Origin of the sequence: Streptomyces reniochalinae, from assembly GCF_003323735.1 — a bacterium.
In the GTDB taxonomy this organism is placed as follows: Bacteria; Actinomycetota; Actinomycetes; order Streptomycetales; family Streptomycetaceae; genus Streptomyces; species Streptomyces reniochalinae.
Genome location: NZ_QOIM01000024.1, coordinates 213,226 through 235,150 on the forward strand (window position 1 = coordinate 213,226; position 21,925 = coordinate 235,150).

Below are 21,925 nucleotides of genomic sequence, written 5' to 3' on the forward strand. Positions count from 1 at the left end.
CGGGGCCGTCAGCTCCCCGCGCGCGCCGCGAGGAAGCCGACGGCCGGCCCCGGTGGGCCGCCCTGGGCGGGCACGCCCCCGAAACAGCCCTCAGAAGAGGTTGAGCAGCGCTTCGGTCGGGTCCGGGGCCACGGCGCCCGACTCGGGGCGGGGCAGCTGGAACCAGACGGCCTTGCCCGAGGGCACGCGGCGGCTGCCCCAGCCCGTGCTGAGCAGGTCGACCAGTTGGAGGCCGCGGCCGCCCTCGTCGGTGTCGTGGGCGCGGCGGCGGCGCGGCTGCACCTGCCCGGCGTCCCACACCTCGCACACCAGCGTGCGCTCCAGCAGCAGCCGCAGCCTGATGTTGCCCTCGCCGTACCGCAGCGCGTTGGTGACCAGTTCGCTCACCAGCAGCTCCGTGGTGTCGCCGAGCGCTTCCAGGTCCCAGGCGGTCAGCTGTTCGCGGGCCAGCTCGCGGGCGCGGGCGACCGAGCGCGGCTCGGGCGGCAGCGTCCAGTCGCCCACGCTGCCGCCGTCCAGGCCCTGCACCCGTGCCACCAGCAGCGCGATGTCGTCCTCGCCGTGGTGCACGTTGAGGGTGCGCAGCACTCGGTCCGCGGTGTCCTCCAGCGGCTCGGCCGCGTCGGTGAGGGCCGAGCGGAACCGGTCGAGGCCCTCGTCCAGCGGGTGGTCGCGGGACTCGACCAGACCGTCGGTGTAGAGCGCGAGCATGGCGCCCTCGGGGAGTTCGACCTCGACCTCCTCGAAGGGCTCGCCACCGACCCCCAGCGGCACCCCCTTGGGCACCTCCAGCAGCAGCGCGGACTCGTCGGCGGGCTCCAGCAGAATGGGCGGCAGGTGCCCGGCGTTGGCGAACGTGCAGCGCCGCGAGACCGGATCGTAGACGGCGTAGATGCAGGTGGCCAGGTAGACCTCGGACAGATCGGCGTCGGCGCCACGGTAGGCGCGCTGGGTGTGCTGCTGGCGGCGCGCGTCGCCCAGGCCGCGGGCGATCTCGTCGAGGGCGCCGAGGACCTCGGCGGGCTCCATGTCGGTCAGCGCCAGCGTGCGGACGGCGGTGCGCAGTTCGCCCATGGCGACGGCCGCGCGCAGCCCGCGGCCCATCACGTCGCCGACGACGATGGCGGTGCGGTGGCCCGGCAGTTCGATGACGTCGAACCAGTCGCCGCCGACCTCGGTGGCCGGGTTGCCCGGCAGGTAGCGGCAGGCGATCTCCAGTCCGGCCGCCTCCGGGTCGCCCGGCGGCAGCAGGCTGCGTTGCAGTATGAGGGCGCGTTCGTGCTCCCTGCGGTAGAGGCGCGCGTTGTCGATGCAGACGGCGGCGCGGGCGGCCAGTTCGGCGGCGAGCGCGCCGTCCCGCTCCCCGAAGGGCTCGCTGCCCTTGGCCCGGGAGAACTGCGCCAGCCCCAGCACCCGGTCCCTGGCGACCATGGGCACGGCGAGCGTCGACTGGACGACGGCGCCGAACTGGGCGGGGACGCTGCCGTCCTGGCCCGGGATGTTCTGCACGCGCCCGGTGCGCAGCGCGGTGGCGTAGGGCGAGTGCTCGGCGTAGCAGTGGGTGGAGCCGACCTCGGCGGGCTGTCCCGGCTGCGCGCCGCTCGCGGGTCCGCTGCCGTTGCAGCGGACCGCCGCGCTCTCGCCTCTCCTGGCTTCCTCGTCGGGCAGCGCGAGGGCGTAGGGCGCGTCGGCGACGGCGCTGGCGAAGGCGACTCTGCGCAGTTCGCCGCGGGGTGCGCCGAGGGGCTCCCGGCGCCGCCTGGGCAGCACGGGGCGCGGGGTGTGGCCCGGTGCGGCGCCGATGCCACGGGCCGGTCCCGCGTCGCCGAAACCGTCGGCGTCGTCGGGGCCCGGCGGTCCGACGGGGCGGGGTTCGTCCCCCGCGAGCACGCTCTCGTACAGATCGACGGAGGCCAGGTCGCAGAACTGCGGCACTGCCACGTCCAGCAGTTCGCGGGCCGTGGTCTCCAAGTCCAGTGAGTTGCCGATCCGCGCGCCTGCGGCGTTCAGCAGAGCCAGGGCACGACGTACGTCGTCCTGCTTACCGGCCGCCTCCACCGGGATATCGCTCAATGCCGCCCCTTCCACTGCCGGTGCTCGCCCCAGGTCCGAGCAGTCTGGCAGCCCGGAGAGGAATCCGGAGCCCGCTCTTCCCGATCGCCACAAGTCTCCTTGCCGCGACGAGGCAACATGCGCACACCCCCCGCTGTCCACGGGGGCCACCTCTGTCTCCTAACCAGCGAGCGGGGTCTCGAACCCTGGGATGCCGCACGGTTCGCGAGCCGTCCGCGTACCCGCCCGGCGCCACCCGGCGCCATCGGGCCCCTGGGAGCACACCTCACTCGTCGAGGGCACTCAGTCGAGCGGCAGTTCGAACCAGACCGTCTTGCCCTCCGGCCCGTGCCGGGTGCCCCAGCGGCGGGCCTGCCCGGCCACCAGCTGGATGCCCCTGCCGCCCTCCTGCTCCTCGGTGACGACCCGCTCGCGCGGCGGCTCGGGCATCGGGTCGGAGACCTCCACGACCAGCACACGTCCCTGCGCCCCGGCGGGCTGCCCGGTGTCGCGCACCATCCGGACGCCGATCGGGCCGCGCGCGTACCGCAGCGCGTTGGTCACCAGTTCGCTCACCAGCAGTACGCCGGTGTCCTCCAGCTCCGCCAGGCCCCACTCGTGCAGGGTGCGCCGTACGGCTTCCCTCGCCCGCCGCACCGCGTAGTCGCCGGTGGTGAACGACCACGAGGCGGCGGTGTCGCCGGGCAGTCCGCCGAGCCGCGCCATCAGCAGCGCCACGTCGTCCCTGGTGCTCAGCCGCCCGTCGCCCGGGCCGCCCTGTTCGCGCAGCGCCGAGATGAGGATGTCGCACGCGTTCTCGATGCCGCCGCACCCGGTGTCCTCGACCGGCCCCGGTGAGACGTAGCCGCCCGACCCGTCCCACGAGAAGCCGGGTTCCGGCTCCACGCGGCACCTGGAGGGGCCGGCCAGCAGTCCGCACACCCGGTCGATGCCCGCGGTGATGTCCGCACCCCTGCTCTCGACAAGCCCGTCGGTGTAGAGGACGAGCACGCTGCCCTTCTCGATCTCCACCTCCGTCAGGTCCCAGGAGCCGTCCAGCGCCGGCCCGATTCCCAGGGGCGTGCCCGAGGGGACGTCGACGGGCCGCGCCCGGCAGCCGCCGTCGGGCTCGGGCGTGACGAGCAGTGGCGGCACGTGGCCCGCGCTGGCCAGGGTGAGCACTCCGCACCGCTTGCCCGCCGAGGTGGGCGCCGGCTCGTAGACGGCGTACAGGCAGGTGGCCATCATCGGCTCGTCGGGGCCGTGGGAGAGGTCGTCGCCGACGGTGCTGACCCGGGCGAGCAGTTCGTCGGGCGGCAGGTCGAGCCCGGCCAGGGTACGGACCGCGGTGCGCAGCCGGCCCATGGTGACGGCCGAGTGCAGCCCGTGGCCCATCACGTCGCCCACGACGAAGGCGACCCGCCCGCCCGGCAGCGGAATGACGTCGAACCAGTCGCCGCCCACCTCCGTGCCGCTGCTGCCGGGCACGTAGCGGTAGGCGAGGACCACGCCCGGCGGCTCGGGGATGTGCTGCGGCAGCAGGCTGCGTTGCAGCATCAGCGCGCCCTCGCGCTCGCGCGCGTAGAGCCGGGCGTTGTCGAGGAAGGTGGCGGAGCGGTCGGCCAGCTCGACGGCGAGCGCCCGGTCGTCGTCGACGAAGGGGTCCCGGTTCTCTGCGCGGCTGACGACCAGCAGCCCGAGGCCGGTGCCGCGGGCGCGCAGGGGGACGGCCATCAGCGAGTGCACGTCCAGATCCAAGGTGGCGTCCGTCGTGGGGTCGCCCGCCCTGCTGGCGCGCAGGATCTCCTCGGGCGAGGTCGCCAGCTGCGGCTCGCCGCTGTCCAGCGCCCGCCCGAGCAGGGAGTCGCGCGCGTAGACGATCTCGCTGCCGAGCCGCAGCAGCCGCTCCACGCGCTCGCCCGCGTGCCGGGCGGCGAACCCCAGCATGTGCAACGGGGTGCCCACGGGGATGACCGGCTCGGGCAGGTCGCCCCCGGCCGCGACCTCGCCGCGCAGCAGCACGCCCGCGTAGTCGGCGAAGCGCGGCACGAGCGCCCCGGTGACCGCCTCCGAGATCGCGCGGACGTCGAGCCGGTCGCCCAGCGCCACCCCAAGGTGGTCCAGCAGCGCGAGCCGGCCGCGCGCCGCCTCCGCCTTGTCGAGCGCCTCCAGCCGCTCGGTGACGTCCATGACGGTGCAGCTCACCCCGAACACCTCGCCGCCGCGGTCGCTCAGCCGGGCGTAGGAGACGGAGCGGGCACCGCCGCCGTCGAGCGAGGGGGTCACCACGTCGACGACGGAGCGGCCGGTCTCCAGCACGCCCGTCTGGATCTGCATGACCTCCTCGGCCATCGCGGCGGGCAGCAGCGCCTCGACCGTACGGCCCACCAGGTCGGTGTCCGCGGCGTCCACCAGCCGCAGCAGCGCGTCGTTGTAGCGCACGAGGCGCCGTTCCGTGTCGAAGAGGGCGATGCCCAGGGGTGAGGAGGCGAACAGGGCGTCGAGCGCCGCCAGCTCGTGCTCGACGGTCCGCAGGCGGCTGGTCTCCACGATGTTGACCAGGACGAACGGATGGTGCTCGGTGTCCCGCAGCAGCGAGCCGCGGCCCTCGACCTCGACGACGGAACCGTCCCGGTGGCGCATGCTCAGGTTGCCGCGCCAGGTGTGCGTACGCCGCAGCGCTTCCACGCGGGCCCGGCGTTCCTCCTCGCCGCTGACGATGAGCTCCTCGATGGGGCGGCCGATCGTCTCCTCGGCCGGCCAGCCCAGGATCTCCTGCACCGCGGGGCTCCACACCAGCACGTCTCCCCGCCCGTCGAGCATGACGATCCCGATGCGCAGCGTGTCGAGAAGCGGGGTCGCTCGTCGCGCCCCGCCGGCGGGTTCGGTGCTCACACGGCCCACATCCCCGGTCGGGATCGGATGGCAGGCTCGGCCGGTCGGCCTCCCCCACTCAGGGCCGGGCAGAACCGGTCAAGGTGGGAGAACTACCCACACTCGCGCCGACGACTACCCGCTGACCGCCTGGACCGACCCGTCGGACCGCTGGTGCTCCACCAGATAGCCGTCACCCCGTTCCCCCAGCCGCTCGGCGAGGTGCAGGGCCTCCGCCCGGGTGGCGTAGCTGCCGACGCGGTAGCGATTGCCGTGGCAGTCCTGGCGTATGAGCCGCCAGGGCCGCACCGCCTCACTGTCGCCGCTCACACTTTGCATATGCCGGAGCCTACGCCCGACCCTCACGCACCGCATTCGACTTTGCACAAAGGGCCAGCGTTTTCGGCCACCAGTTCGCCTCGCCGGACGCGCGGGCGACCCCAGCGGAGCGCCGGTGGTGACGGAGGGCGACGCATCACCTCACCGTCCCCCACCCCCACGGGAAGGCGTCACCCCCCGAGCAGGTGACGCGTCACCTCACCGGCAGGTGGTACGCCAGCTTGAAGCGGTCGGCGGGCACCACCACATCCGCCGTCTCCACGGCACGCTTCCCCGCGAAGTACGTCCGCGCCACCACCAGCACCGCGTGCCCCGGAACCCCGCCGAGCGCGGCCATCTCCTCGGCCCTGCCGGGGCGGGAGCCGACCTCCTCGGTGACGTTGTCGACCACCAGGTCGATCGCCGCCATCCGCTCCACCACCCCCCGGCCGCCCAGCGGCCCCTCCTCCGGAAGCATCACAGGCGTCCGCCCCGTGAGCGCCAGTGGCTCCCACGAGGTGGACAGCATCACCGGCTCCCCCTCCACCTGGAAGACGTAGCGCGTGCGCATCACCTTGTCGCCCGGCTCGATGAACAGCCGCTCGGCGGTCTCGTGGGAGGCCTCCTCCCGCTCGCTCCGCGACTCCCAGGTACCCCGCACCCGCTCGTCGGACTGCTCCTGGCGGAAGGGGGTGCACTCCTCCATGGTCCGGTACCCCGTACGCGCGACGCGGCGCGCCGAGGGCAACTCCCGCACATAGGTGCCCGAGCCCGAGCGGCCCTCGACCAGCCCCTCCGCCATCAGGACCTTCCGGGCCTCCAGCGCGACCGTGTCGGAGACGCCGTACTCCTCACGGATCCGGGCCTGCGAGGGGAGCCGGGCGTGCGGCGGCAGGGAGCCGTCGGAGATCTTCTTGCGCAGATCCGAGGCCACCCGCAGATACGCGGGCTGTTCACCGAATGGCACGAGTGCCCTCCCCGTTTCCGGCCTGCCAGCGCGAACGCTGGGTCGTGCGAGTGATGCTGACGGTCAGCAACAGCTTGGCAACAGAGGGTTGTTGGCCGCAACGGTCGGCCAAAGTTTCACCCGATGTGATGAGACCCTGCTCAGGGCCCACACATTCGACGCCACGGGCATATCCGGGGCACATCCGATCGGCATGCACAGCCGGCACACGACAGGCACCCGCCCGCCCGTCCACTCCGGCCCGCCCGGCCCGCCCGTCAGGACTCCGCGCCGTGACCGCCCGCTCCGGACGCCCCCTCCCCCGCGGTCTTCGTCTCCCCGCCCGTCTCCGCCTCCCCGGCGGGCTCCATCGCGAACAGCACCATCGTCGCGCTGACCCGTACCGCCCCCTCCGTGCCCGGCGGGAGGGCCTGGTCGTGGAGGACTCCGCCCAGCGCCCTGGCGCGCTCGCGCACGTCCTCCCACACCTGCCCGGGCAGCCAGACCTCGGCGTCCGTCATCTCGCCCGGCACGGAGGTGTCGCGCTGCGCCGTACGCCGGCGCAACTCCTCGCCGAGGGTGCCGGAGAGCGCCAGATAGGTGCCGACTCCCCCGGCGGCGCCGAGCCGGTCACCGCTGTCGGGGTCGTGGCGGTACCGCTTGGCCGTACCCCCACGGACCTCGACCTCGCCCGCCGCCTCGACGAGCCCCGCCGTGTGCAGCCTGCGCAGGTGGTAGCTGACGTTGGCCTGGGACTGGCCCAGGACCCGCGCCGCCTCGGCGGCGCTGTAGGACTGGCCCGTCAGCAGGGAGAGCAGCCGCAGCCGCAACGGGTGGGCGAGCACCCGCAGATCCGCGACCGCGGCGCCCGCCGGCGCGTGAGAAGCCGGGTCCGCAGCGGGGGCGGCGGCCGGAGGCACCTGGGCGGCCTCGGGGCCGGGCCGCGCACCGCCGCGGGGACGAGAGGACATCGCGCCAGTCTCCCTCAGGCCCGCGTCTCCACCACGGGCGGCCCGGCCGCCGGGCGCGACTGCCCCGTCGTCAGCCCCCGCACCTGGCGGCTGCACAGGGCGCCCACCGTCGCCAGGGTGACGAGCGCGACCCCGCACAGCAACGTGGGCCGCACTCCGAAGCGTTCGGCGAAGGGTCCGGCGGCCATCTCCCCCACGGGAAGGGCGAGGGTCGAGCCGAGCGCGTCGTAGGAGTAGACGCGTGCCAGTCTCTCCTGGGGCACGTTCTCCTGGAGCGAGAGGTCCCAGGCGACGCCGAACTGCTCGATGGCGATGCCGTTGATGAACATCGCCACCACCAGCACGGCCACGTCCGCCGACTGCGCGAGCGCGACGAGCGGCAGCGCGTCCAGCACGACCACCGCCACGCCGAGCCGCAGGGCGTGCCGCGCCCTGGAGCGCGCCACCAGCACCCCGCCGGCCAGCGCCCCGGCCATCTGGGTGGCCAAAACGAAGCCCCACGCCGTGCGCCCGAACGTCGCGTCGGCGACGGTCGGCCCCAGGACCTGGATGCCCCCGGCCGCGACGGCGTTCACCACGAAGAACTGGAGCACCACCACCCACACCCAGGTGCGTGAGACGAACTCCTTCCACCCCTCGCGCAGCTCCCGCCACGGGCGCGCGGGCGCGGCGACCGTACCGGTCTGCTCCCGCACGGACGCGCGTTCCCGTCCGGCCAGGCGGAAGGCGAGGGACGCGCCCGCGAAGGCCGCCCCGTCGAGCACCATTCCCCACCCCGGGCTCGCGACGGCGGCCAGCAGCCCGCCCAGCGAGGTGCCGGCGATCATCCCGGCGTTGACCCCCATCCGGGAGAGCGCGTTGGCGGGCCGCAGTTCGTCGGCGGGGACGGTGAGCGGAATCAGCGCGGCCGAGGCCGGGACGGAGACGGCCGCCACCGCCCCCTGCACCACGCTGAGGACCAGCAGCGCCCCCATGGGCGCCCGGCCCGCCAGCAGGGCCAGCCCCACACCGCTCTGCACCAGCGCGGCGGCGAGTGCGGCGCCCTGGAGGACGAGCGCCCGGGGCAGCCGGTCGGCGAGCAGCCCGCCGAACAGCAGCAGCACGACGTTGCTGACCGAGCGGGCACCGACGACGAGGCCCACGTCGACGGCGGAACCGCCCATGTCCAAGACGGCGAAGGCGAGGACGACGGGCGCCATCGCGTTGCCGAAGTACGTGAGGGCACGCCCCGACGCGAGCCCGCGGAAACCGCGCCGCCGCATCAGGGCGCGCAGCGGGAGGCGTTGCGCGCTGTCGGCGCCCCGGCCACGGGGCCGCGAGGAGGCGGGAGGAGTCACGCGGTGAGTGTGCGGCACGCGACCCTGCACCGTCAAACACTTCTTTTGGGGTCGCGGACGGAGAAGGCCCTCCGCCCCAGGACGGAGACGGGCCCGCCCGGTGGACGGAGGCCCCCGCGCGCCGCGCCTGTCACCGTGGACCCCATGAGCACCCCGACCCCGACCCGCCACAGCTGGCCGGACCATCTGGCCGCCGGCGCGGTCCGTTTCGCCCGCCCGACGGCACGCTTCGACGCCGTACGGGCCTTCTACGTCGACGACCTCGGCCTGCCCGTCCTCGCCGAGTGGCGCGACCACTCCGGCTACGACGGCCTCGTCCTCGGCCTCCCCGGCACCCCCGTCCACATGGAGCTCACCCAGCACGGCGCCCCGCCCCGCATCCCCGAGCCCCACCCCGAGAACCAGCTGGTCCTCTACCTGGAGGACCGCGCGGCCCACGACCGGGCGGCGGCACACCTCGCCTCCCGCGGCCACCGTCCCGTCACCGCCACCAACCCGTACTGGCCCACCCACGGCGCCACCGTCTTCGCGGACCCGGACGGCTGGCAGCTCGTCCTCGCCCCCTGGGTCTTCGGCCGCGACCCGGTACCGGACGCTCGCCGCTGAGCAACGCCCGGGGGCGCGCGCGGCGTTCGGCCGAGGCGAGGAGTGCACCCCCGCCACCCGGGCCGGCCGCGGGCCACGGCGTACCGTACGGCTGCGAGCCCGCTGCGTACCCGCCCGAGGGAACAGCGGCGCACGGAACGGCGCGGGCCCCCGGGGGCTCACGCGTGAGCGAGGAGGAGACAGGGACCATGACCACCGTGAGCGGAAGCACCGTCGACATCCCGACGCGGGACGGCACCGCCGATGCCTACCTCGTGCACCCCCGGGGCGAAGCCCCGCACCCGGCGGTTCTCCTCTACATGGACGCCTTCGGGATCCGCCCGGCTCTGCGGGCGTTCGCCGACCGGCTGGCCGCGGCCGGGTACACGGTGCTGGTCCCGAACGTCTTCTACCGCACCGGGCGCGCTCCCGTCGTCGAGCTGCCCGACTTCATCGACCCGGCGCAGCGCCCCGACCTCTTCAGGGACCTGGGGCCGGCCTTCCAGACGCTGACGCCCCAGAACGCCACGCGGGACGCCGACGCGTACCTGCGGTACCTCGCCGGGCTCGCACAGGCGGCCGAAGGGCCCGTGGGGGTGACGGGCTACTGCATGGGCGCGGCGCTGGCCCTGCGCACGGCCGGCGCCCACCCCGGCCGGGTCGCCGCCGCCGCGGGCTTCCACGCCGCGAACCTGGCCACCGACGCCCCCGACAGCCCGCACCTGTCGGCCGACCGGATCACCGCGGAGCTCTACTTCGGGCACGCGGACCAGGACCCCGGCATGCCGCCCGAGCAGATCGAGCTCCTGGAGCGCACGCTCACCTCCGCGGGCGTCCGCCACCGCGCCGAGGTCTACGAGGGCGCCCCGCACGGCTTCACCCAGTCCGACACCGCCGCCCACGATCCGGCGGCGGAGGAACGCCACTGGGAAGCCCTCCTCGACCTGTTCCGCAGGACCCTGTGACAGCCGTCCGCAGGACTGCGACGGCCGTCCGCGGGTGAGCCCGGAGCCCACCCGCGGACGCGCTCAGCGCGGTGCGTGCGCGGCCCGGTCGAGGAGGCGTCGCCACACCCCGTAGGAGTCCGCCTCCTCCGCGGGACGCAGCCCCATGCGGTTGCAGTGCATGTGCAGCGCGGCCAGCACGATGTCGCCGCGGTCCGCCTGGAGCGCGCCGTCCCGCTCCAGCTCGGTCATCCGGCGGGTGAGCCGCTCCGCGGCCGGGCGCCACGCGGCAGCGGCCCGGTCCAGCAGTGCGCGGGCCGGACCGTCCTCCGTACGGGCGGCCCACAGGCCGCGCCCGGCCCTCCGGTACAGGCCGCCTCCGGCGTTGCGCGACGCCGCGAGCCGGGCGAGTGCGTGGCGCGCCTCGGGCTCGGGGACCAGGAGGGCGCACAGCCCATCGAGGGTGAGGGCGACCAGCGCGGCACGTTCCCGGGACGCGTCAAGACCGAGGTGCGGCAGCCCCGGCAGGCCGGTCGGTGAGGCGCGCAGGTCCGCGAGGAGCTGGACGACGGCCGCACTGTCCTGCCGGAAGAACTCCTCGGCGTCGGCGATCAGTTGGGGGCCGCCGTACCGCTCGACCTCGCGCCGGTAGGTGACGTAGGTGTGGTCCGTGATGTGCCCGCCGCCGGCGAGGTCGTACGCCCAGGCGGTGACCTCGCCCAGGACGTCCGCCCGCGTGTCCTGGTCGGGCACGAAGAACCGTACCCGCAGGTGAGGGGCCGGATCGCCGTAGCGCAGGAAGAACGGCGCCGCCACGCCGTACCGTTCGGACAGCCGCCGGGTGAGACCGGCCAGGCCCACGCCCAGCAGCGTGTCGTGCGCGTCCGGTTCGGCGTAGAGCTTGACGGCCAGCCAGTCGCTGCCGACGCGCTTGACCCGTGCACCGGGCTCCTCGGCGGTGTCCGCGGCCTTACGGGGCCGTATGTGCCGGGCCACCCGGCCCGGGTCCTGGCCGGTCCGCACGAGGGGCACCACGACCTCGGAGGCGTACGGTTCGCCGTCGGCGTCCCGCAAGAAGCCCTCCCCGGGTGCGGGCAGTACCTCCTCCAGGACGAGCCCGTCCTCCGGCGCCCGCTCCAGGCTGTCGCGCAGCTCGCGCAGGCAGGGGGCGCTGGTGAGGTCGAGCAGCAGGGTGTTGTCGCTGCTGGCGATGTTGACCAGCCGGGGCACCATCCACGTCTGCGCCCAGGCGCCGAAGGCGTCGGCGAACGCCGCCAGTCCGTCCCCGTCCCCGTCGCCGCCGGTGGACGGCGGGAACTCTTCCGCCCGCAGCCGCCACCGCGCCCGGCGCAGCACCACATCGCCCCGTTCGACGCGGGGCAGGAACGGCATGGTCCAGCTCAGCGCGTCCCAGCTGAACCACGAGACCGTGCGGGAGAGGGACTGGGAGACCTCCAGCAGGAACCGGCAGGGGTCGGGGGCGCCCGCCCAGTTGAGCATCGTGCGGTCGGTGACGTGCAGACGCCGGCCCAGCATGCGGCTGCGCAGGTAGAGCTTCCCCTCGGCCACGCCGACGAGGACGTCGTCCAGCCGGATCACCCGGTCCTCGTCCCGGCCGGGCGTGACGTTGACCGGCAGCTCCCACGTGTGTGCGGTGGGGCGGATCGAGACGTTGATGGAGCGGGCGTCCTGCGGCAGGGAGGACAGCTCGGCGCAGACGGCGTCGCCCTGCCGCGTCTCCTCGGCGGCGGCCAGCTGACGCAGCGACGCCTGGGCCCCGTCGTCGAGGAGATCGTGGAAGCGGGAGAAGGTCCGGCCGCCCGGCACCACCCCGGCGGTGCCGCAGACGGCACGCCAGTGCTCACGACCCGGGCCCGGTGCCACAAGCGTGAGGTGCAGGTCGATGAGGGGCATCGGCGGCCTGTGGTCGTCCTTCGGCGCCGAGACCTCCGCCAGCTCCTCCAGCAGCCGGTCGTCGAGCTGGACGGCCCGCTCCCGGCGGGCCAGCGCACCGGCGACCAGCCGGTCCAGCACGGCCTTCCGTGTCGGCCCCGCGGGCCGGTCCGACAGGTCGACGGGCTCCGGCACGACACCGGGCAGCGGGTACGCCTGCCCCGGCGAGCGGTACCTGCGCGGCGGGCCGAGACCGGTCTCGGGGGTCAGCGCCTCCAGCAACGGGATCTCGGAGCGGTGGCCGTACCGCTCGGCGAAGGCGTCGGCGTACTCCTTGAGATGCGGCGGGTAACGGTCCTCCGCGCCCACGCGCAGCAGCACGCGGGCGGCCTCTTCGGCCAGGTCCGCCACGGCCCGTGGAAGGACCAGGGACCCGTCGCGGTTCAGCGCCGCGTCGATCTGGAGCGTCGGGCCCATGTGGCCGCCGACGGCCTCGGGCATCGGCGCGCTCGCCGCCCCGAGCAGACCGCGTGCCGGGATCTCACCCCGGTTGAAGGCGTTGACGGCGGCCTCCACCCCGTCGATCGCCCGCGCCACGGCGGGCTCGGTGACGGGCAAAAGCACCGAGCGCAGCAGTGAGTCGTTGCCGGCGGCGTGGGGGACCAGCAGCCGGGGGCGCTCGACGGTGATGAGGATGTCGCTGTCGAAGAGGCCGTCGAGCAGGGCCGCGACGCGCTCGGCACCGGCCCGCGGATAGGTCTCGGTGAGCGCGGCGGTCAGTTCGCCGAGCGTCGTCGGCGTACGGGCGAGGTCGAGTACGGAGCGTATCGGCGCGGTGAGCCGCACGCTGACGGAGCGCCGGCCCCTGGGGGTGGGGCGCTGCTCGTCGCCGTGCGCGGCGGTCCGGGCGGCCCCGGCGTCCTCGTTGAGTCCGTAGCCCTCGGCGGTGGACAGCCACACCCGGCCGCGCGAGACGTGGAGCAGGTCGTTGCGCCGCACCCGCAGGTCGTCGCGGGAGCGCTCCGCACCGAAGGCGAGCCGCTTCACCAGGTGCATGACCCACCCGGAGTCCGCGCGTGCGCGGGCCCTGCCGAGGGCGCCGTGCCCGAGCCGGGTGCGCTGCTCGGCGCCGAACACGCCGGTGGTCACGCCCGCGAACAGGCCGAACGGTGTCGACCTGAAGCTCATCCGGTTCAGATAACGGCCAAGACCGCGCACGGCCTTGCGCCGGCTCTTGCCGGTGAGGGTGTCGAACCGCTCGACGGCGTCCGCCAGGTCGGGCGAGGCGGCCCGCACGGCGTCCCGCACGCCCGGGGCCCACCACAGCTTGAGGAGCTGCTCCGCGTAGTTGTCCTGCCAGGCGCCCGTACGCAGGGTCTCGGCGTCCGCCGGCAGCGACCCGAACACATCCAGCAGCGGGCGTGCGGGCAGGGCAGGCGCCCTGAGCATGAAGAACCCGCAGGTCTCGTAGGTGTCGGCCGCTTCGCTCACGTCTCCCCCATGCCCCGGTCCTGTCTCGTCTCCGCCCCGGCCCCACCCGGTGCGTCTGCGCGCGGTGCGTCTGCGCGCGGGAGCCTGGGGGTCAGGAACAGCAGTTCGTCCCACCCTGCCGCCGCCTCGGACACGGCGCCCAGGAGGGCGAGCAGCACCCCCGCCGCACCGTTCAGCAATCCGGCGCTGTGCTCCTGCTTTCCCCACGGGTCGTAGTCAGGGAAGAGGTAGGGATGGTCCTCGTCCGCGAACGAGCACATCCGCGACAGGAACCGCTCGTGCATGTGGAACAGTTCCGGCACACCGGTCTGTGCGGCGGCACGGCCGTAGACGGTCACCAGCCCCGCCAGCCCGTGGCACAGCGTGGGCGAGTTGACGCGCTGCTGCTCGGCGGGGGTGCGTTCGAGGCCGAGGAGCGTGGCCACCGCGAGGTCGGTCGGCTCCGGGTCACCGCAGGCCGACGAGGCCGACAGCAGGGACGCGGCGACACCGGGCGGTCCGTAGCACCACGCGCTCCTGGCCGGCACCTGCGCAGCACCGGTGTCGGGGCGGCGCGAGTCCGGGTGGGGCAGCAGGAGGTTGGCCCACGCGGGGTAGTCCAGACCGTCGATGCGCAGCGCATCGAGCGTCCGGGCGAGAGCGCGGACCCCCTGCCGCACCCGGTGGGGCCGCGCGGCGGCCGGGTCCGCGGAGCCGCTCTCGGAGTCCGTGGTGCCGGCTGCGGAGCCGGCCACCGGGTCCGCCGTGCTGCCGGGCGCCTCGGCGATGTCGGGGCGGCTCAGGGCGGCGAGAATGCCCGGCGGCCCGTGGGCGAACCCCAGGTTGTAGACGCCGTCGGGAAAGTTCTTCACGTACCCGGGAAGGGGCGTCGGCTCTCCGTCGGGGCCCGGAATGCTGGGAAAGTGGGAGGGCGCGCAGAACCATCTGAGCGGGCCGCCGTCATCCCGGGTCAGCTCCACCAGGTAGTCGACGAGGCGGTCCGTGGCCTGACCGACCGCGTCCGTCGCGCGCCCGCCGAGCACGTCCGCTGCCTTGAGGAGCGCGGCGAGCCAGCCCGCCGCGCCTCCGATGACGTCGTAGTCGTGTGAGGCGACGCTCCCCGCTGCGGTGTGGAGCGTGATCGCCAGCGTCTGCCGGGCGAGCCGGTCGGTCATCGTGGCGAGCGTGGGGAGGTAGCGGGGCTCCATGCGGGCGTACTCGGTCACCGCCCAGACGACGCCCGCGGTGCCGAGGTAGAGACCGGGCGCCTGCAAGGGAGCGGTGGCACTCGCCTCGGCGGTGCGCCGCAAATGGATCCTGCCCGCGGTGAAGTAGCGGCTGTCGTCGAAGACTTCGGCGGCGTACCGGAGAGCGAGCGCGATGCCGGGGGCACCGTCGGCGAGATCGGCTTTCCCCGCGGCGTCGCCGGCCGACTCCAGGAGCCGGTCGGCCACTTCACGCGCCAGCCGCAGAACCTCGTCGTCGGTCACTTTCCCCACGGAACGGGATTCCATGGTTCCGCCGTTCTCTCTTTCGCCCCTCGACAGCGCGCGGCCGCCCCTCGGAAGGGCGCGGTCATACATGCGGGAAGCACGTGCCCATACGCGCGCGAGGCACCTGACCATCGCCGGAAGAACATGACCATACGGAGGGCTCAGAAGCCCCTGTGCGGGGACCGCGGGGCCCTCCGCGTGGCTCCGCACGGGTGTGCGTCACATCAGGTGCGACGTGTCAGCAGCACCCGCTGAGTGTGTCGGTGCACAGCGACGTGCGCGACGTCGCGCAACCGCCGTTGTTCGTGGCGGCGGCGGAACTGGTCGAAACCTCCGCGTGCCCCACACGCAGGTCGAGGGAGAATTCGTCTTCCAGCAGGTCTTCGCTCATCGTGTTCCCTTCGATAAGGGGCCCGTACGGGAATTCCGGAGAAATCCGGCGATGATGAATGCCGGATTTCCCGGAGCTTCCTGGAACCTAGTGGAGCGCCAGGAGAAGCGTCAACACATCGGCCACGGCGGTCACTTGAGCAACCGATGCGCCGCCCGGGGCAAGCTCCTACCGGGGTTGAGCGGCGGTGTCGTCGCGCGGCGCGGGGACACCCTCCGCCGAGGACGCGGTGAGCCCGTACTGTGCGGCCTGCGCGTCGAACATGCCCCGGTACAGACCACCGGGCCTGCCCATGAGTTCCCCGTGGGTGCCGCCTTCGGCGATGTGCCCGCGGTCCAGGACGTAGATGTGGTCGGCGGAGGCGGTGGCGGCGAGCCGGTGGGTGACCAGCACGACCGCGACGCCGCTGTCGGCCAGGGTCCGCAGGCGGTCGAACGCCTCGATCTCGGCGTGCGGGTCCAGCGCCGAGGTCGGCTCGTCGACCAGGAGGAAGGGCGCACCCCGGTAGAGGCTGCGCGCCGTGCCCAGCTTCTGCCACTGTCCGCCCGAGAGCTGGACACCGCGTTCGTACCCCTTGAAGACGATGGAGTCCCAGCCGTGCGGCAGACCTTCGATCAGCTCGTCCACACCGGCGGCGCGCGCCGCCTCCTTCAGGCGGGCCGCGTCCCGGGGGCGGTCCCCTGCGCCGATGGCGATGTTCGCCGCGGCCGTCATCTGCCAGTTGGGAAAGTCCTGCGTCAGCATCCCGACGGACCGGAAGACGTCGGCACGGGCGGCTTCCCGCACCTCCACCCGCTCCCCTTCCCCGCCATCTTCCCCGTCCCCTCCGGCCTTCCCGCCCACCCACCACACCTCACCGCTGTCGGACAGCAGCAGCCCGCCCAGGATCCTGGCCAGCGTGGACTTGCCCGACCCGTTCGCGCCCACGAGCGCCGTCACCTCGCCGCGCCGCACGGACACGTCCACCCGGTGCAGCGCGGGCACCGTCGCCCCCGGATAGGTGAAGGAGACGTCCCGGACCTGGATCTCCCGTACCGGCGCGGGCAGCGGCCTGCCGGTACGCGGAATGGCGTGCCCGGACGCGATCTGGATGGCCTCCTCGGTGTCGCTGAGCCGGAGCATCTCCTCGTACATCCGGTTGACCTGCTGCACCAGCGAGGTGAGCCGCGCGGTCGAGGTGCGGATGGCGACGACGGCGGTGCCCCCCACCGCCATCGGCAGACCACCACTGGTCAGCAGCCACCACAGCACGCCGTAACAGCCCACGGACGCCAGGCCCGAGAACGCGGCGGCGGCCAGGTCGGTCGCGGCCTGTGCCCGGGCCAGACGCCGCTGCTCGGTCTCCATCAGACCGGACATCTCCTCGTACCCGCGCAGCAGCAGCGAGCCCGCCGCGTGCGCCCTGATCTCCCCGGCGGCGTGCGGCATCGTCAGATACTGGAGCAGCGTGGCGACGGCCCTGCGGTGGTCCACCCAGTGCCGACGCGACACGTACTCCCGGCGCGCCGAGCGCACCGCCCCCCACGCCTTCGGCAGTGCGATGGCCAGCAGCATCGGCAGCAGAGCCCAGTGCAGCGAGGCCAGCACGACCGCGGCCGCCACCATGCCGATCACCACGTTGGCGACCCCCACGGACAGGCTGAGCATGCGCCGTGCCGAGTCCGTCCCGAACTTTCCCGCGTCCAGGTGGCGTTGCACCTCGGGCCGCTCCGTGGCCGCGATCTCCACCTCGGTCACCGACCGGTAGTACCGGAGCGAAACAGCCCGCTCGACCTGGGGCTCCAGCCGTCCCGACATCGCTGTCGACCAGGCCGTCAGCAGCGCCATCCCCACGGAGACGAGAGCCAGCAGCGCGAGCGCCGGAAGCGACTCCCGCAGCTTGTCGTCCGTCGGCCCGTTCGCGAACAGACTGCTGAGCACACCGTTGACGGCCACCAGCCCGAACGCCGTCGTCAGGCCCTGGCCCGCCTGCGCGACGACCACGCCTGCCAGCGCACGCGGGTCGGTCTCCCAGCCGGCCCGCAGGACCACGCCCACCATGCGCGGCAGCGCCGCCGCCATGTGCGCGAACCGCAGGCGCGCCACCGCGCCCTCGTGCTCGACGAACGCGTCGTCCCAGCGCAGGCGGCCGCCGAACAGCTCCCGTTCGGCTGCCGAGACCCCGCCATGGGCCGCCGGCTCCGCACGCCGACGCCGCTTCCGTCCCCGGCTGCCCGTCCCGTCGGGTGAGGCGGGCGCCGACTCGGAACCGCCCCCGGGCCACCTCACATCGGCCTCCCCTGCGGCCGGCGCACCGCGTGCCGACACGCGGCGGTGTCCCGCCGGACACGTGCACGTACGACATGACCGATCCCGTCGGCGCGACGTGGGGTCGCGGGGTCTCCAGCGGTCACAGAGCCTCCAGTTCGAGAGCGTCGGGCAGGAAGCATGGGCGTACGCCGAGGTCGGGCACCACGAGCGGAGCGGACAGCGTCCCACGGGTGGAGCCGGGACGGCGGCGCCGGTCCTTGCCTTCGTCAGTCCTCGGTGTCCGCCGAGGGGGACGCGGGCGGGGGCGTACGGCCGGCGACCCCGATGAACTGGACGTCGAGCTCGTCGGCGATCTGCTCCAGGGTGCCGGCGAGGGCATGAACGGTAGTCGGTTCAAGGCGCACGGAGTCGTGGCTTTCGCCGGCGCGGACGGGAGTGCCGTGGCGCGTGCTGTGCGCCCAGGACCGCGCGATGGAGCGCAGGAGGGCCGTGACGTCATGGGCGGGTACGCTCAGCCGCCCGTCCGCGGTGACGTCGACCCGCGGCGCCGCCAGCGGCATGTCGTCGTCGTCCGTGCTCATCCTCAGTCTCCTGGATTCCTGCGTTCGCGGCTCGCGGGTTTCGCCGCTCTCGCCGCGGTGGGCCGTCGGGGCCTTCCGGGGTTCTGTGCGGCTGGTGGCGTCGGATGTCGTGGACCGAGCCGGGTCCCGCGTGCCGCGACACGGCCGGTGAACCGTGTCGCGGCGCGTGCCACCGCGTCCTGGGACATGAGCGGTTCCCCGACAAGCGTGAGCGGTTCCCCGACAGGTGCCGGCGCTCTCCAGCCGTCTCCCGGCAGGTGCCGGCGCTCTCCAGCCGTCTTCCGACGTCGCCGGTGCTTTCCAACCGTGTCTGTCCTGACAGGCGTGCCGATCAACCGGCTCGCGCGGGCCGCCGCGGCGGTGTCACCGGCCGTCCCGGGGAGTGGAGCGGACGCCCTCCTCACTCCCCGGAGTCCACCAACGCACACCACACCCCGCGCTGCGGCCCGCCGTCGAGGTCCGTCCAGGAGACGGTGACGTGACCGAGGGACCCCTCCGTCTCCGGCACGCCGTCCGGCCGGGGCACGCGCAGGAAGCGCAGCCGCCGAAGGCCGTCCACCGGCAGGGCCAGGTCGACGTCGCTGGAACGCGACCCGTGACGCACTTGCCTGATCCCCGCGTCCTCCACCAGGGGCTCGGCCGCCTCGCGCACCGCCACCGTCCGGTCGACGGTGTCGCTCTCGTTCTGTGCCTGCGGGTCGACCCGGCCTGTCACCAGCGCGTACGTCTGTGCGATGGCGACGGGATCGTGAGTGGCGTCGTAGACCCAGCGTTTGCCCAGGACCCCGTGGTCCAACGTCCCTATGAGCCCGTCGTCCGCGCCGGCCAGAGGCGCGGACCGATACGCCATCGGCACCTGGTAGGTGACCGGTTCGCCGCCGGCCTCGTCGATGACCGCCATGAACTCGACGCCCACCTCGCCGGCAGGGTCGTCCAGCCGGAAGCCGCCCACGTTGACGAGGGCGGCCCTGTCCGCGCCGGAGACGTACCACGGCTGGGACGGAAGCCACGCCTCGAGCAGTTCCAGCTTGGTAGGACGCAGAGTGGTGCGGTAGATGATCGACACAGCGGGTCCTTTCCCTCGGCTCGTGCACCACATCCTTGCAGCCGGGGCGCCGCACAGGGCCGCACCGTGGCTGTTCACCCGAGGCCCCGCCACGGCACGCCGGCGACTGTCGCCCCACCGCGGAATGGGCCGGCACGGGAGCCGGCGGCCCGCGGCCCGCATGCCACCGCCGGTTCACCACGTCTCGCTGCCGGGATGCCCACGAGAGACGTCAGCTACCGGGAGCGGGTCAGCTGGTATGAGCCCTCCGAGAGGCATACGCGGTCGTGGCTGTCGATGTGACCGTCCATGTGGGAGGGGACGTTCCGTAGGTAGGCGTAGGCGGACTTGCTGAACCGGACCTTGCCGTTGCCGAGGTGGGTGATGCCTTCCGGTTCGTCGAGACCGGCGAGCCATCTCGCGCTGTCCTCGTCCATGAGGGCGGTGTAAGCCATGGCGGACCTCCAAGCCACCGCAGCCGATGCGGTCACGACGGCGACCACCGATGCCAGGCGGACCCTCTTGTATCTCATCGAGCACTCATCTCCCCTGGCCCCGGCTTCGCGACCACGAAAGCTATGTGTCCGCTCATGAGGTGGTCAACAGGGCGTGACAGCGCGGGCACTTGCGTACTCGAGTGCCCTGCGCCTGACCGCGGGCGCCTCCGCGGCGGCCGGCCCGTCGGCGATGGCCGACTCGTCACGGACGGGGCCGGGTCGTCGTCCCAGGCCGAGGGGGATGCGCGCCGTGCTGCTCCCTGGGGCCGGTCGAGAGGGGGCGCGATGGCCGGCGAGGCGCCCGGAGGCCGAACATGATCCGCAAGCCCGGCGTCCTGCGGACGATCTCGTAGGTGGCGATGCTGAGACAGCACCCCGGAACCATGATGGCGGGGAAGGCGACGGCACCGTGTACGTCCGTCTGTAGAACGTAGTACGCGATCACGATCAAATAGGTTTGATGCAGGATGTAGACAGGAAAGGCCGCCCGGCTGAAATAGTCCATGAAGGCCGACCTGCGATCGAGATACCGTTTCCCGTATCCGAGTACGGCGAGGAGGGTCGCCCAGCAGACTGGATAGTGCCAGGCGGCGGACAGAGGATTCGCCTGACTGCCGATCGTGAATCGCTCGATCAGAATCCCGATCGCACCCGGAACGGCGACGCAAAGAAAGACACGACGATTCCCTTCCAGCGCTTCGATGATCGAGTCGTCGGTGGCGATGAGGAATCCGAGCAGCACGTAGCCGGCGTACACGAAGATGTTCTCCCCGCCGATCTCCGGGAGGAACGACAACAGCGCGAGCCCGGCCGCCGGCGCGAGAGCGAGAACAGGTTTGTCCAGCCAGGTGGGCGTGTACCGGTTCCGGACCACCGTGAGCATGAGGGGGAGCGCGGCGATCGAGATGAGGAACAGGAACAGGATGAACCACAGGTGGGCCGGGGAGATCCCCGTAAGAACCGTCCAGTGGGAGAAGTCCGTGAAGTAAGGACCCAGAAAGTCAGCGTAGCTTCCGCCGTAGCCGTTGTGGAACCGCATCGCGTAGTACGCCTGCGGCGGCACGATGACGAGGCAGCCGAAGAGGAACGGTATGAACAGCCGCAGATACCGCTCCTTCGCATAGCTCCGCGCGGAACGCTTTCGCAGCGCGTAGTAGCTCGACATCCCTGCCAGGAGAAAGAGCAGCGGCATGAACCAGAAGGAGGAGATGTTGACCAGGGCCGAGGAGAGGGTGTTCACCGGCCCTTTGACGTAGAACTCCGGGTTGTCGTTGAAGATCCTGGCCGTATGGAACGGGAACAGGAAGAGGATGGCCAGGTTCCGCAGCCAGTCGATGTAGTCCTTCCGCTTCACTTCCGCGCCCCCTCGGTCAGCCAGCCGAGCACGGCACGCAGCGCCCGCTCCGCGGTGTCGGCGTCGACGCCCTCGCGATCGACGAGGTGTTCCGTCGCCAGGCCGTTGGTCAGGCAGTGCAGGATCGTTCCGGCCAGCTCGGGGTCGACCGGAGGGGTGATCCCGGCGCGTTCGGTGACCGCCCGTACCGCGCGCCCGGCCGACGCACGCTGAGCGCGGCGCATGGGGGCGACCACCGCCCCCGTCCCCTCGTCACGGATGGCGCGGGCGGCGATCTCGAGACCGAGCCGTCCCCGCTCGGTGTCATCGATGATCCGCTGTGCGACGGCACGGGCGGCCTGCTCGATGAGCGCGGGGACGTCCGCGCCCGCGTCGAGACCGGCCATCACGTCGGCCAGTTCCGCTTCGGAGCGCTCACTGAGGATCGCCCCGAAGAGCTCCTGTTTGCTGCCGAAGTTGGAGTAGACGGCGCCCTTGGTGAAGCCGGCGACCCGGGCGATGTCCTCCAGCTTGCTGTCCGCGTACCCGCGCTCGGCGAACACCCGCTCCGCGGCGGCGAGCAGCCGGCGGCGCACCTCGTCGCGAGGGAGGCGCGGCACGGGCCCCGGCGGATGGCTGTGACCTTCTGTATCTGGCATGCACCCATGGTTGCATACCCGGAGGTATTCAGTACCCGCAGGTATCGAACGGATTGGTGAGGCTGCCCCACCGTCGCCCGCCGGCAAGGGGCCGCGGTCCGTGGGACTTCTCCGCGCCGCGTTCAGCCTGATCTCGCACACCAACTCCCGCACCTCGCCGGCATCGCGCCACTCACAGCGGCCAAGCGGTCAGCAAATCGCCAGGGCCTTAGGCGGCATCCAACCCCGGACAGTCGGCTCCGCTGCGCGAGACCGCCACGACCGGCACGGGTTCGCCGGTGAGAGC

17 protein-coding genes are annotated in these 21,925 nt (G+C 73.2%); 2 read left to right on the top strand and 15 right to left on the bottom strand.

Features of this window, described 5'->3' with window-relative positions; genetic code table 11:
- Positions 1 to 90: 90 nt before the first annotated feature.
- From DQ392_RS06385 to DQ392_RS06410, 6 genes are all read right to left on the bottom strand, one after another.
- A complete protein-coding gene (locus tag DQ392_RS06385) occupies positions 91 to 2,073 on the bottom strand; it encodes an ATP-binding SpoIIE family protein phosphatase (protein WP_114014485.1) in 1,983 nt (660 codons plus the stop codon).
- A 282-nt stretch (positions 2,074 to 2,355) separates the two neighbouring features.
- Positions 2,356 to 4,947 (bottom strand): SpoIIE family protein phosphatase, encoded by a 2,592-nt coding sequence (locus DQ392_RS06390; RefSeq protein WP_245981215.1) that lies wholly within the window; start codon positions 4,945 to 4,947, stop codon positions 2,356 to 2,358.
- A gap of 114 nt (positions 4,948 to 5,061) precedes the next feature.
- Entirely contained in the window at positions 5,062 to 5,265 is a 204-nt protein-coding gene (locus tag DQ392_RS06395) for a DUF2188 domain-containing protein (protein WP_181856298.1), read from the bottom strand.
- A 193-nt stretch (positions 5,266 to 5,458) separates the two neighbouring features.
- Complete coding sequence (locus DQ392_RS06400) at positions 5,459 to 6,211, bottom strand: GntR family transcriptional regulator (protein WP_114014488.1); 753 nt, start codon at positions 6,209 to 6,211, stop codon at positions 5,459 to 5,461.
- Positions 6,212 to 6,468: 257 nt separating this feature from the next.
- A complete protein-coding gene (locus DQ392_RS06405) occupies positions 6,469 to 7,161 on the bottom strand; it encodes an ArsR/SmtB family transcription factor (RefSeq protein ID WP_114014489.1) in 693 nt (230 codons plus the stop codon).
- A gap of 14 nt (positions 7,162 to 7,175) precedes the next feature.
- Entirely contained in the window at positions 7,176 to 8,498 is a 1,323-nt protein-coding gene (locus DQ392_RS06410) for an MFS transporter (RefSeq protein WP_245981216.1), read from the bottom strand.
- 144 nt (positions 8,499 to 8,642) lie between these two features.
- On the opposite strand from DQ392_RS06410, the gene DQ392_RS06415 reads away from it, so the two are divergent.
- Together DQ392_RS06415 and DQ392_RS06420 are read left to right on the top strand one after the other, a co-directional pair.
- Positions 8,643 to 9,104 carry a VOC family protein gene (locus DQ392_RS06415; RefSeq protein ID WP_114014560.1) on the top strand — a complete coding sequence of 154 codons (462 nt, stop codon included), beginning with the start codon at positions 8,643 to 8,645 and terminating at the stop codon, positions 9,102 to 9,104.
- A gap of 188 nt (positions 9,105 to 9,292) precedes the next feature.
- Positions 9,293 to 10,048 carry a dienelactone hydrolase family protein gene (locus DQ392_RS06420; RefSeq protein ID WP_114014490.1) on the top strand — a complete coding sequence of 252 codons (756 nt, stop codon included), beginning with the start codon at positions 9,293 to 9,295 and terminating at the stop codon, positions 10,046 to 10,048.
- Between the two features lie 63 nt (positions 10,049 to 10,111).
- Here the strand turns inward: DQ392_RS06420 and DQ392_RS06425 are convergent, their stop codons facing one another.
- The 9 genes from DQ392_RS06425 to DQ392_RS06460 all read right to left on the bottom strand — a co-directional run bounded on the left by DQ392_RS06425 (position 10,112) and on the right by DQ392_RS06460 (position 21,639).
- The gene (locus DQ392_RS06425) at positions 10,112 to 13,411 is read right to left on the bottom strand and encodes a lantibiotic dehydratase (protein ID WP_114014491.1); all 3,300 of its coding nucleotides are present in this window, start codon (positions 13,409 to 13,411) and stop codon (positions 10,112 to 10,114) included.
- Positions 13,408 to 14,880 carry a lanthionine synthetase C family protein gene (locus DQ392_RS06430; RefSeq protein WP_181856299.1) on the bottom strand — a complete coding sequence of 491 codons (1,473 nt, stop codon included), beginning with the start codon at positions 14,878 to 14,880 and terminating at the stop codon, positions 13,408 to 13,410. Before DQ392_RS06430 ends, DQ392_RS06425 begins: the two co-directional genes overlap by 4 nt.
- A 241-nt stretch (positions 14,881 to 15,121) precedes the next feature.
- Positions 15,122 to 15,274 (bottom strand): hypothetical protein, encoded by a 153-nt coding sequence (locus DQ392_RS34305; protein WP_181856300.1) that lies wholly within the window; start codon positions 15,272 to 15,274, stop codon positions 15,122 to 15,124.
- Between the two features lie 168 nt (positions 15,275 to 15,442).
- Positions 15,443 to 17,398, bottom strand: coding sequence for an ATP-binding cassette domain-containing protein (locus DQ392_RS06435; protein WP_114014561.1), 1,956 nt, complete (start codon positions 17,396 to 17,398; stop codon positions 15,443 to 15,445).
- A 392-nt stretch (positions 17,399 to 17,790) separates the two neighbouring features.
- Positions 17,791 to 18,105, bottom strand: coding sequence for a hypothetical protein (locus tag DQ392_RS06440; protein ID WP_114014493.1), 315 nt, complete (start codon positions 18,103 to 18,105; stop codon positions 17,791 to 17,793).
- 400 nt (positions 18,106 to 18,505) lie between these two features.
- Positions 18,506 to 19,171 carry a maltokinase N-terminal cap-like domain-containing protein gene (locus DQ392_RS06445; protein ID WP_114014494.1) on the bottom strand — a complete coding sequence of 222 codons (666 nt, stop codon included), beginning with the start codon at positions 19,169 to 19,171 and terminating at the stop codon, positions 18,506 to 18,508.
- A gap of 215 nt (positions 19,172 to 19,386) precedes the next feature.
- Positions 19,387 to 19,605 (bottom strand): hypothetical protein, encoded by a 219-nt coding sequence (locus tag DQ392_RS06450; protein WP_114014495.1) that lies wholly within the window; start codon positions 19,603 to 19,605, stop codon positions 19,387 to 19,389.
- 244 nt (positions 19,606 to 19,849) lie between these two features.
- Positions 19,850 to 21,001 carry an acyltransferase family protein gene (locus DQ392_RS06455; RefSeq protein ID WP_181856301.1) on the bottom strand — a complete coding sequence of 384 codons (1,152 nt, stop codon included), beginning with the start codon at positions 20,999 to 21,001 and terminating at the stop codon, positions 19,850 to 19,852.
- Entirely contained in the window at positions 20,998 to 21,639 is a 642-nt protein-coding gene (locus DQ392_RS06460; RefSeq protein ID WP_114014497.1) for a TetR/AcrR family transcriptional regulator, read from the bottom strand. Before DQ392_RS06460 ends, DQ392_RS06455 begins: the two co-directional genes overlap by 4 nt.
- Positions 21,640 to 21,925 lie beyond the last annotated feature (286 nt).